21 protein-coding genes are annotated in these 10003 nt (G+C 65.5%); all 21 read left to right on the top strand.

What is annotated here, in order from left to right:
- On the top strand, window positions 1–135 hold a 135-nt coding region (locus tag GTY96_RS29705; protein WP_455423666.1), incomplete at its 5' end, for an EF-Tu C-terminal domain-related protein.
- Between the two features lie 193 nt (window positions 136–328).
- A complete protein-coding gene (rpsJ, locus tag GTY96_RS29700; protein WP_002633608.1) occupies window positions 329–637 on the top strand; it encodes a 30S ribosomal protein S10 in 309 nt (102 codons plus the stop codon).
- Window positions 638–688: 51 nt separating this feature from the next.
- The gene (rplD, locus tag GTY96_RS29695; RefSeq protein WP_143905909.1) at window positions 689–1312 is read left to right on the top strand and encodes a 50S ribosomal protein L4; all 624 of its coding nucleotides are present in this window, start codon (window positions 689–691) and stop codon (window positions 1310–1312) included.
- The gene (locus GTY96_RS29690) at window positions 1309–1602 is read left to right on the top strand and encodes a 50S ribosomal protein L23 (protein ID WP_120523548.1); all 294 of its coding nucleotides are present in this window, start codon (window positions 1309–1311) and stop codon (window positions 1600–1602) included. Before rplD ends, GTY96_RS29690 begins: the two co-directional genes overlap by 4 nt.
- Before the next feature lie 40 nt (window positions 1603–1642).
- Window positions 1643–2488 (top strand): 50S ribosomal protein L2, encoded by an 846-nt coding sequence (rplB, locus tag GTY96_RS29685; protein WP_143905911.1) that lies wholly within the window; start codon window positions 1643–1645, stop codon window positions 2486–2488.
- A 13-nt stretch (window positions 2489–2501) separates the two neighbouring features.
- Complete coding sequence (gene rpsS, locus GTY96_RS29680; RefSeq protein ID WP_014395864.1) at window positions 2502–2789, top strand: 30S ribosomal protein S19; 288 nt, start codon at window positions 2502–2504, stop codon at window positions 2787–2789.
- 35 nt (window positions 2790–2824) lie between these two features.
- The gene (rplV, locus tag GTY96_RS29675; protein ID WP_014395865.1) at window positions 2825–3169 is read left to right on the top strand and encodes a 50S ribosomal protein L22; all 345 of its coding nucleotides are present in this window, start codon (window positions 2825–2827) and stop codon (window positions 3167–3169) included.
- A gap of 41 nt (window positions 3170–3210) precedes the next feature.
- Window positions 3211–3873: a 30S ribosomal protein S3 gene (gene rpsC / locus GTY96_RS29670; RefSeq protein ID WP_120523546.1), complete on the top strand. Its 663-nt coding sequence runs from the start codon at window positions 3211–3213 to the stop codon at window positions 3871–3873.
- Between the two features lie 63 nt (window positions 3874–3936).
- Window positions 3937–4356: a 50S ribosomal protein L16 gene (gene rplP / locus GTY96_RS29665; RefSeq protein WP_014395867.1), complete on the top strand. Its 420-nt coding sequence runs from the start codon at window positions 3937–3939 to the stop codon at window positions 4354–4356.
- Window positions 4357–4430: 74 nt separating this feature from the next.
- On the top strand, window positions 4431–4637 hold the full coding sequence (gene rpmC / locus GTY96_RS29660) for a 50S ribosomal protein L29 (protein ID WP_014395868.1): 207 nt from the start codon (window positions 4431–4433) through the stop codon (window positions 4635–4637).
- A gap of 83 nt (window positions 4638–4720) precedes the next feature.
- A complete protein-coding gene (gene rpsQ, locus GTY96_RS29655; protein ID WP_169821648.1) occupies window positions 4721–5047 on the top strand; it encodes a 30S ribosomal protein S17 in 327 nt (108 codons plus the stop codon).
- 65 nt (window positions 5048–5112) lie between these two features.
- A complete protein-coding gene (rplN, locus tag GTY96_RS29650) occupies window positions 5113–5481 on the top strand; it encodes a 50S ribosomal protein L14 (RefSeq protein WP_014395870.1) in 369 nt (122 codons plus the stop codon).
- A gap of 42 nt (window positions 5482–5523) precedes the next feature.
- Window positions 5524–5853, top strand: a complete 330-nt coding sequence (gene rplX, locus GTY96_RS29645; protein WP_120523543.1) for a 50S ribosomal protein L24 — start codon at window positions 5524–5526, stop codon at window positions 5851–5853.
- Between the two features lie 176 nt (window positions 5854–6029).
- Window positions 6030–6683, top strand: coding sequence for a 50S ribosomal protein L5 (rplE, locus tag GTY96_RS29640; RefSeq protein ID WP_143905913.1), 654 nt, complete (start codon window positions 6030–6032; stop codon window positions 6681–6683).
- A 26-nt stretch (window positions 6684–6709) separates the two neighbouring features.
- Window positions 6710–6895: a type Z 30S ribosomal protein S14 gene (locus GTY96_RS29635; RefSeq protein ID WP_014395873.1), complete on the top strand. Its 186-nt coding sequence runs from the start codon at window positions 6710–6712 to the stop codon at window positions 6893–6895.
- 169 nt (window positions 6896–7064) lie between these two features.
- Complete coding sequence (rpsH, locus tag GTY96_RS29630) at window positions 7065–7463, top strand: 30S ribosomal protein S8 (protein ID WP_143905915.1); 399 nt, start codon at window positions 7065–7067, stop codon at window positions 7461–7463.
- 64 nt (window positions 7464–7527) lie between these two features.
- Complete coding sequence (gene rplF, locus GTY96_RS29625) at window positions 7528–8094, top strand: 50S ribosomal protein L6 (protein WP_143905917.1); 567 nt, start codon at window positions 7528–7530, stop codon at window positions 8092–8094.
- 108 nt (window positions 8095–8202) lie between these two features.
- The gene (rplR, locus tag GTY96_RS29620; RefSeq protein WP_143905919.1) at window positions 8203–8559 is read left to right on the top strand and encodes a 50S ribosomal protein L18; all 357 of its coding nucleotides are present in this window, start codon (window positions 8203–8205) and stop codon (window positions 8557–8559) included.
- Window positions 8560–8581: 22 nt separating this feature from the next.
- Complete coding sequence (rpsE, locus tag GTY96_RS29615) at window positions 8582–9103, top strand: 30S ribosomal protein S5 (RefSeq protein WP_014395877.1); 522 nt, start codon at window positions 8582–8584, stop codon at window positions 9101–9103.
- Between the two features lie 3 nt (window positions 9104–9106).
- Complete coding sequence (gene rpmD, locus GTY96_RS29610; protein ID WP_161666487.1) at window positions 9107–9376, top strand: 50S ribosomal protein L30; 270 nt, start codon at window positions 9107–9109, stop codon at window positions 9374–9376.
- A gap of 16 nt (window positions 9377–9392) precedes the next feature.
- On the top strand, window positions 9393–9920 hold the full coding sequence (gene rplO / locus GTY96_RS29605; protein WP_143905923.1) for a 50S ribosomal protein L15: 528 nt from the start codon (window positions 9393–9395) through the stop codon (window positions 9918–9920).
- Window positions 9921–10003: the final 83 nt, after the last annotated feature.

Raw genomic sequence — 10003 nt, 5'->3', positions numbered from 1 at the left:
GTCATGCCGGGCGACAACATCGCCATCGAGGTGGAGCTGATCACCCCGGTCGCGATGGAGAAGGAGCTCCGGTTCGCTGTTCGTGAAGGCGGCCGCACGGTGGGCGCGGGCGTCGTGGCTGAAATCATCGCGTAGCTCTCAGGCCACCGGCTCTCCGGAGGGCCCTTTGGGGGTCGTTCCGGGGAGCAGGTGGAAATCCAGTTGCAACCCCTGGGGTGTGGTGGTACACACCGCGCCCCTTCGTTCCGAAGAAACGGTTCTCTGAAATCCAGGCGTTGACGGGCGTACCGCCTCACGGTTCAGAGGTCGTTCAAAGAGGTTCTTGCGAATGGCGACACAGAAGATCCGCATCCGGCTGAAGGCGTACGACTCGAAGCTCCTGGACCAGAGTGCTGGGGAGATCGTCGAGACGGCCAAGCGCACGGGCGCCAAGGTGGCCGGTCCGATCCCCCTGCCGACGCGCATCAACAAGTTCACCGTGTTGCGTTCGCCGCACGTGGACAAGAAGAGCCGCGAGCAGTTTGAGATCCGCACGCACAAGCGCCTGCTCGATATCCTCGAGCCGACCCAGCAGACGCTGGACGCGCTGATGAAGCTGGATCTGTCTGCCGGCGTTGACGTCGAGATCAAGTCCTAGGAAGCGGGATGGCGTCGGAGTGGTTTCACTCTGACCCCCGAGGAAAGTGCCATGGCGAAGTTTGACGTAGTCGACCTGGATTTGAAGAAGGTGTCGGAGATCGAGCTCTCCGACGAGATCTTCGCTGCCGAGCAGAACAATCACCTGTTCTACGAAGTGGCCAAGATGCAGCAGATCAACCGGCGCCGCGGCACGGTCGGGGTGAAGAACACCTCGCTCGTCAGCGGTGGCGGCAAGAAGCCCTGGAAGCAGAAGGGCACCGGCCGCGCCCGTCAGGGCTCGATCCGCGCTTCCCACTGGGTGGGCGGCGGCAAGGCGATGGCCCCCAAGGCCCGTGACTACTTCTACCGGCCGCCCCGCAAGGTCCGCCGCGGTGCCCTGCGCGCCGTGCTGTCCCTGCGCGCCAAGGAGAAGCAGCTCATCATCCTGGACGGCTTCAAGCTGGACGCCCCGAAGTCGAAGCAGGCCTTCGAGGTGCTCACCCGGCGCCTGAAGCTCCAGAACGCGCTGGTCGTCGACGAGCGCGGTAACACCAACCTGCACCGCAGCGTGCGCAACCTGGCGAAGTTCGACGTGCTGCCGCCCGAGGGCTTCAACCTCGAGTCCGTGCTCAAGCACTCGCACCTCGTCCTGACTTCCGCCGCCGCGAAGGCGCTCGAGGGGTCCCTGTCATGAACCTGAACGACGTCATCAAGGGCCCGCTCATCACGGAGAAGCTGGACAAGGCCCGGGAGAAGTTCCGCCAGTACTCGTTCATCGTGGACCGCAAGGCCACGAAGCACGACGTGTCCCGCGCGGTCCAGTCCCTGTTCAAGGTCACGGTGGAGGGTGTTCGCACCAACATCGTGCGTGGCAAGACGAAGCGGGTGGGCAAGAGCATCGGCCAGCGCCCCAACTTCAAGAAGGCGGTCGTCACCCTCAAGGAAGGTGACAAGATCGAACTCTTCGAAGGGGGGGCGGTCTGACGCCACTGGCGACAGATCAGCCTGAGACGAGGAACACACCATGGGCATCAAGAAGTACAAGCCGACCAGCGCCGCCCGCCGTCTGATGACGGTGTCCGACTTCGCGGACATCACCAAGGACTCGCCGGAGAAGTCTCTCACCGAGCCGCTCAAGCGCTCCGGTGGCCGCAACGTCCACGGCCACATCACCCGTCGTCACCAGGGTGGTGGGCACAAGCGTCGTTACCGCACCATCGACTTCAAGCGCCGGGACAAGGATGGCGTGCCGGCCAAGGTCGTCGCGGTCGAGTACGACCCGAACCGCACCGCCAACATCGCCCTCCTGCACTACGCGGACGGCGAGAAGCGCTACATCCTGGCCCCCGTGGGCCTGAGCGTGGGCGACACCGTGTTCGCCGGCGCCACCGCCGACATCCGGCCGGGCAACAGCCTTCCGCTGCAGAACATCCCGGTGGGTACGGTCATCCACAACGTGGAGCTGAAGCCGGGCCGTGGCGCCCAGGTCATCCGCTCCGCGGGCACCTCCGGCCAGCTGATGGCGAAGGAGGAGCGCTACGCCCAGGTCCGTATGCCCTCGGGCGCCGTGCGCAAGGTGCTCATCGAGTGCCGCGCCACCGTGGGTCAGGTGGGCAACATCGAGCACGAAATCATCCGTATCGGCAAGGCGGGTAAGAGCCGCTGGCTGGGCATTCGTCCCACCGTCCGCGGTCTGGCGATGAACCCTGTTGACCACCCGCACGGCGGTGGTGAGGGTAAGTCCGGCCAGGGTAACCCGCACCCGGTGTCTCCGTGGGGCAAGAAGACCAAGGGCCTCACCACGCGCACCAACAAGCGCACCGACAAGTTCATCGTGAGCGGCCGCCGCCAGGGCGCGCGCAGCCAGTAAGAGGATTTGAAACATGGCTCGTTCGATCAAGAAGGGTCCGTTCGTTGACGATCACCTCCTCAAGAAGATCGAGGGGATGATCGCCGCGAACAAGAAGGCGGTCGTCAAGACCTGGTCCCGGCGCTCCACGATTCTCCCTGAGTTCGTGGGTCACACCTTCGCCGTTCACAACGGCAAGAAGTTCATTCCGGTGTTCGTCACGGAGAACATGGTGGGCCACAAGCTCGGCGAGTTCGCCCCGACGCGTACCTTCGGTGGGCACTCGGCGGAGAAGAAGGTCGCCAAGGCCCCGGGCAAGTAGCCCGCACGCACGCCTGAGAGCCTGAGGAGATGACCATGGAGTCGACTGCACATCTGCGTCACCTGCGCATGAGCCCGCGCAAGCTGTCCCTCGTCGCGGCGCTCATCCGGGGCAAGCCTGTCGAGGCCGCCCTGAACATCCTGAAGTTCACCCCGCGCGCTGCCGCGCGGCCGGTGGAGAAGCTCATCAAGAGCGCCGTCGCTAACGCGACGGACCTGTCCAAGGGGCAGGTCGACGTGGATACCCTCTACGTCAAGACCATCTCCGTGGACCAGGCCGCCACCCAGCGCCGGTTCATGCCGCGCGCCATGGGGCGCGCGACGCCCATCCAGAAGAAGTCTGCCCACGTCCACGTCGTGCTGGCCGAGGCCAAGAAGTAGGACCCGTCGGGCCCCGCCCGGACGCACCAAGGAGAATCAGTTTGGGACAGAAAGTACATCCGATCGGGTTCCGGCTCGGCGTCATCAAGACCTGGGACTCCAAGTGGTTCGAGCACAAGAACTACGCCCAGTGGCTCCACGAAGACATTCGCATCCGCGAGTTCGTGAAGAAGTCGCTGAACCACGCGGGCGTCTCGAAGGTGGAGATTGAGCGCGCCGCCAACAAGGTGAAGGTCAACGTCCACACCGCGCGTCCGGGCATCGTCATCGGCAAGCGCGGCGCTGGCATCGAGACCGTCAAGAAGGACCTGCAGCAGTTCACCAAGAACGAGGTCTTCCTGAACATCGTCGAGGTCCGCAAGGCCGAGACCGACGCGCAGCTCGTGGCGGAGAACATCGCCACGCAGCTCGAGCGCCGCATCGCCTTCCGCCGCGCCATGAAGAAGGCGCTGCAGACCGCGATGAAGTTCGGGGCCAAGGGCATCCGCGTCGCCTGCTCGGGCCGTCTGGGTGGCGCCGAGATGGCCCGCTACGAGTGGTACCGCGAGGGCCGCGTGCCCCTGCACACCCTCCGCGCGGACATCGACTTCGGCTTCGCCGAGGCCAAGACGACCTACGGCAAGATTGGCTGCAAGGTCTGGATCTGCAAGGGCGAGGTCCTCCCGGGCAAGGGTGGCCAGGCCCCCATGCCCACCAACCGGTAAGACGCCCCCTGCGGGGCGGGTCTAAAAGCCCGCCCTGCACGCGAGGCACGAAGGACTGCGACGATGCTTCAGCCTGCTCGAACCAAATACCGAAAGATGCAGAAGGGCCGCATGTTCGGCTCGGCCCACCGCGGCAGCGACCTCACCTACGGTGAGTTCGGCCTGGTGAGCCTCCAGCCGGGCTGGATCACCTCGCGCCAGATCGAGGCGGCTCGTATCGCGATGACCCGTCACGTGAAGCGCGGCGGCAAGATCTGGATCCGGATCTTCCCGGACAAGCCCATCACGAAGAAGCCCGCCGAAACCCGTATGGGTACCGGTAAGGGCGGCGTGGAGTACTACGTCGCGGTGGTGAAGCCGGGACGCGTCCTCTACGAGATGGAGGGCATGACGCAGGAGATCGCCACCGGTGCGCTGAAGCTGGCGCAGGCGAAGCTGCCGGTGCTCACCAAGATCGTGCGCCGCAGCGAGCTCTCGCTGTAGTCACGCACCGCCGGGACGGGCGCTCCACCTGGTGACAGGGGAGGGCGCCCGCATCCCGCGCCGAGGAGACCAAGATGGCGACTGCGAAGGAACTGAAGGAACTGTCGACGGACGACCTGCAGAATCGCGCGAAGGAGCTGCGCGACACGCTGGTCCAGGATCGGCTCAAGCGTCGGACCGGCTCGCTGGACAGCCCCGCCGAGGGCGTGCAGCACCGCCGCGATCTGGCCCGCATCCTCACCGTCCTGGGGGAGAAGGCCCGGGCGGCCAAGGCGGGGTAGTTGTAGAAGTGCATCCGCGGGCATCCGGGCTCACCCGGGTGTCCGTGGCCATCCGGGCAGAGGGCCCGGGTGCATGACAGACAGTGAGAACCAACATGGCTGAAGCGACCGAAACGCCCGCTGCCGAGACCTCCACCCGGGGTCGTCCCAAGACCCGCGTGGGCATCGTCACCTCCAACAAGATGCAGAAGACGGTGGTCGTCACCGTCCAGCGTCGTGCTCCCCACCCGAAGTACGGGAAGATCATGAGCCTGCGCGAGAAGTACAAGGCGCACGTCGAGGATCACGACTACCCGAAGAAGGTCACCATCAACGAAGGTGACCGGGTGCGCATCGCCGAGACCAAGCCCGCTTCGAAGGACAAGCGTTGGCGCGTGGTCGAGGTGTTGGAGAAGAGCAAGAACGTCTAGGTAGGCCACACCGCGTCCGTGCGCCATGAAGCGCGTGGACGGGTTCGAGCAAGAGGAGACTTCACATGATTCAGATGCAGAGTGTGCTCGATGTGGCCGACAACTCGGGCGCCAAGAAGGTGTTTTGCATCAAGGTTCTCGGCGGCTCCAAGCGCAAGTACGCCTCCATCGGCGACGTGATCGTCGTGTCGATCCGCGAGGCCCTGCCCAACTCCAAGGTGAAGAAGGGTGACGTCGCGAAGGCCGTCATCGTCCGCACCCGTCGCGAGGTGGGTCGTGCGGATGGCAGCTACATCAAGTTCGACGGCAACTCGGCGGTCCTCATCAACAAGGACCTGGAGCCCATCGGGACGCGCATCTTTGGGCCGGTCGCCCGTGAGCTGCGTGCCCGCAAGTTCATGAAGATCATCTCGCTGGCGCCCGAGGTCCTCTAAGAGGACGCAGGCCTGACGGCGAACAGCCAGAGTGAGGAAGCCATGCAGAAGCTGAAAGTCGGTGACACGATCCAGGTCATCTCCGGGTCCGAGCGCTCGGAGAAGACGCCGGCGACGAAGCGCGGCAAGGTGCTGAAGGTTGACCGCGAGGCGGGCCGGGTGACGGTCGAAGGCCTGCGCCTGGTCAAGCGCCACATGCGCAAGACGCCGCAGAGCCCCGAGGGCGGCATCATCGAGAAGCCGGGCACCATCGCGCTCTCGAACGTCCAGGTGGTGTGCGCCAAGTGTGACAAGCCGACCCGCGTCGGCATCCGCAAGGAGGGGGAGTCCTCCAAGCGGTTCTGCAAGCAGTGTGACGCCCTGATTGACTAGGGGTCCAGGTTCGGGCATGTATGCGCGCCCCTTGCCCCACCCAGTGGTGGGGCAAGCGGGCGTGCACGTCCAGAGGGCTGAAATGGTTGAGCCCTCCGGGTGTTTCCACGTTCTAGACGCAGGACTGATCGGACGCGCTGGGTCCATGACGGCGCCCCGAAGCAGGGGAATGACAGATGGCTGACGAGAAGAAGGCCGAGCAGAAGGAAAAGAAGAGCAAGAAGCGCGGCAAGGAAGAAGCCAAGAAGGTTGGCTTCGCCGCGAACATCGAGGAGGGCCTGAAGGCCCGCTCGGCGCGCCTCAAGGACCGCTTCCGTGCTGAAGGCGTCCCCGCGCTCATGAAGGAACTGGGGCTCAAGAACCCCATGGAAGTGCCGCGGCTGGAGAAGATCGTCGTCAACATGGGTCTGGGCGAGGCGCTCGCCAACAACAAGATCCTGGAGTCGGCGGTGGACCAGCTGGCTGCCATCACCGGTCAGAAGCCGGTCGTGACGCGCGCGCGCAAGTCCATCGCGAACTTCAAGCTGCGCCAGGGCCAGGCCATCGGTGCCGCGGTCACGCTGCGCGGCGACCGCATGTTCGAGTTCATGGACCGCCTCATCACCGTCGCGCTGCCGCGCGTGCGTGACTTCAAGGGCGTGTCCCCGAAGGCTTTTGACGGGAAGGGCAACTACACGCTCGGCGTGCGCGAGCAGATCATCTTCCCTGAAATCAACTACGATCAGATCGAGAAGGTGAAGGGGCTCAACATCAGCTTCGTCACCACCGCCCCGAACGACGAGCAGGGACTGGCGCTGATGCGTCACTTCGGCATGCCGTTCCGTCAGTAGGACCGAGCCCAGGACTCCCATCGATCATGGCCAAGCTCTCCAAGATTGCCCAGGCGAAGCGCAAGCTGAAGTTCCCCGTGCGTCAGTACAACCGCTGCGGTCTGTGCGGTCGTCCTCGCGCCTTCCTGCGCAAGTTCAAGATGTGCCGCATCTGCCTGCGCCACCGCGCGCTGCGCGGTGAGATCACCGGCGTCACCAAGTCGTCCTGGTAGACGCTGGATCCGGGACGCTGTCCCTGCCTTGAAGAGGGCAGGGCGGCGGCTCCGCTGAAGTAGAAGGGAAGTGGCAGTCACCGCGAACCCCCGGGATGGGCCCGGCAGGCGTGGTGGTTGCGAACGCGGGTCACCCGGAAGGGGACGCCGCTTTGCTTGAAGGTGCTTCATGCCGGTCAATGATCCCGTCGGCGACATGCTGACCCGCCTGCGCAACGCCTCGCGTGCGCGGCACGACAAGGTCGTCATCCCCCACTCGAAGCTCAAGGTGGAGATCATCAAGGTCCTCAAGGACGAGGGCTACATCGGGGATTTCGCCATTCACGAGGTCGCGCCGCAGAACGAGATCACCGTTCAGCTGAAGTACGGCCCGGATCGCAGCCCCGCCATCACCGGCCTGCGCCGCGTGTCCAAGCCCGGCCTGCGCCGCTATGTCGCGGTTCGCGACATCCAGCCGGTGCTCGGCGGCATGGGCATCTCCATTCTCTCCACCTCGCGCGGCATCCTGGTGGACACCGAGGCCCGGAAGCAGAAGGTCGGCGGCGAGCTGCTCTGCACGGTCTACTAGCCAGGAGCCCGGGTGAAGCGCCCCGCGAGGAGCGCGCCCCGAGCGACGACAGCACGAGGCAATCATGAGTCGGATTGGAAAACTGGCGATCAAGCTTGGCGACAAGACGAAGGTGAACGTCGCCAACCAGCAGGTCAACTTCGATGGGCCCAAGGGCAAGCTGTCCGTCAAGCTCCCCGCCAAGGTGAAGGTGGAGGTGAAGGACGGCCAGGTGACGGTGCAGCGCGAGGATGACTCTCGCGAGGCCCGCAGCCTCCACGGCCTGACGCGCACCATCCTCGCGAACGCCGCGAAGGGTGTGTCCACGGGCTTCGAGAAGCGCCTGGACATCCGCGGCGTCGGTTTCCGCGCGGAAGTGAAGGGCAAGGCCATCCACTTCTCGCTCGGCTACTCCCACCCGGTGGTGTTCAACCTGCCGGAGGGCGTGACGGCGGAAGTCGACAAGACCTCCCGTACCGAGGACAGCCTTCCCACGGTGGGGCTCACGCTCCGCTCGGCGGACAAGGAAGTCCTGGGCGCCACGGCGGTCAACATCCGCTCGCTGCGTCCGCCGGAGCCCTACAAGGGCAAGGGCATCAAGTACGCCGAGGAGCGCATCCGTCGCAAGGAGGGCAAGACCGGTACGACCTAGTCGTCGCCGCGTCTTCGCCGAGCATTCAACCCCGCCGGGCCTTGATGCCTGGCGGACTCATCCGGCGGCGGAAGGCCGCATCGCCGCCGGACGGAAAAGGAAGCAGCCATGTCCAAGACTGTCGATCAGCGCCTCAAGAGGAAGAACCGCATCCGCAAGAAGCTCTCGGGAACCACCGAGCGCCCGCGGCTTACGGTGTACAAGAGCCTCAAGCACATCTACGCGCAGGTGGTGGACGACTCCACCGGCCGCACGCTGGCGTATGCGTCGTCCCTGTCCAAGGAGCTGAAGGGCAAGGACGAGGGCGACAAGAAGGCCGACGCGAAGCGCGTGGGCTCCCTCATCGCGGAGAAGTGCAAGGCCGCCAACGTCGATGCGGTGGTGTTCGACCGCAACGGCTTCCCCTACCATGGGCGCATCGCTGCCGTGGCTGACGCCGCGCGCGAGGCCGGCCTGAAGTTCTAGGTACCAGAAAGGAATTCCTCAAGTGGCAACTCCGATCAATCCGAACGATCTGGACCTGACCGACCGCGTGGTGAACATCAACCGCGTGGCCAAGGTGGTGAAGGGTGGCCGCCGTTTCTCGTTCGCCGCGCTCGTCGTGGTGGGCGATGGCAACGGGCACGTGGGCGTGGGCCTGGGCAAGGCCAACGAAGTCCCCGAGGCCATCCGCAAGGGCGGCGAGAACGCGAAGAAGAACCTGTTCCGCGTTCCGCGCATGGGTCACACCATTCCGCATGAGATCCTGGGGCACTTCGGTGCCGGCTGGGTGCTCCTGAAGCCGGCCAGCGAAGGTACGGGCGTCATCGCCGGTGGTGCGGTGCGCGCGGTCCTGGAGGCGGCGGGCATCCGCAACATCCTGACCAAGAGCCAGGGGTCGCGGAATCCGCACAACGTGCTGAAGGCCACGGTCGCGGGCCTGAAGCTCCTGCGCAGCGCGGAGCAGGTCGCTCGGCTGCGTGGCAAGGACGTCGAGACCCAGAAGCTCGCGGGCGAGGCGAGGGGCTAAGTCATGGCGCTCAAGGTTAAGCTGACGAAGAGCTTCTCGGGTTCTTCCGAGGACATGCTGGCCACCATCAAGGGCCTCGGTCTGAAGAAGTTCGGCGACGAGCGGCTGTTGAAGGACACCCCGGCGGTGCGCGGCATGGTGTTCAAGGTGAAGCACCTGGTCTCCCTGGAGACGGTCAGCCAGGAGGCCCCGGCGCCCAAGCGCCGCAAGCCCCGGAAGATTGTCGCCCGGGACCGCGCCCTGGAGCGCCTGGCCGCCAAGGCCCAGGCCTGAGGAACGAGGATCCAACATGAGCATCCTGACAAACCTGAAGCGTCCCCAGGGCTCCTGGCACCGCAAGAAGCGCGTTGGCCGTGGCCAGGGTAGCGGCCTGGGCAAGACGGCCGGTCGCGGTGGCAAGGGCCAGAAGGCCCGCTCTGGCAACATGCGGTTCGAGGGCTTCGAAGGCGGTCAGAGCCCGCTGCAGCGTCGCCTGCCGAAGTTCGGCTTCAATCCGCCCAACCGCACCACCTACGCGGTGGTGAACCTGGGCGACCTGGAGCACCTGTTCGACGCGGGTGCCACGGTGGACGAGGCCGCGCTGAAGGATGCGGGCCTGGTCAAGGGCCGTTATGACGGCGTGAAGGTTCTGGCCCACGGGGAGCTCGCCAAGAAGCTCACCGTGCGCGTGAACAAGGTGTCCGCGGCGGCTCGCGAGAACATCGAGAAGGCGGGCGGCTCGGTGGAAGAGCTTCCGCTGGTGGCGCACAAGCCGGAGTCGGCCTCCAAGGCCCACGCCGGCAAGGGCGTCAAGGCTCCTCGCCAGCCCCGGGCGTAGGCGTGAACGGCGCGCATCACGGCGATGTGGTGCGCGCCCCCAGCCTTGTGTAGGCTTCCGCGCCCCTTTCCGGAACCGGAGAG

The sequence above is a fragment of the Corallococcus silvisoli genome, from assembly GCF_009909145.1.
Taxonomy (GTDB): domain Bacteria; phylum Myxococcota; class Myxococcia; order Myxococcales; family Myxococcaceae; genus Corallococcus; species Corallococcus silvisoli.
Note: the sequence above shows the minus strand (reverse complement) of the source record. Positions and strands in the feature narration are given on the sequence as shown.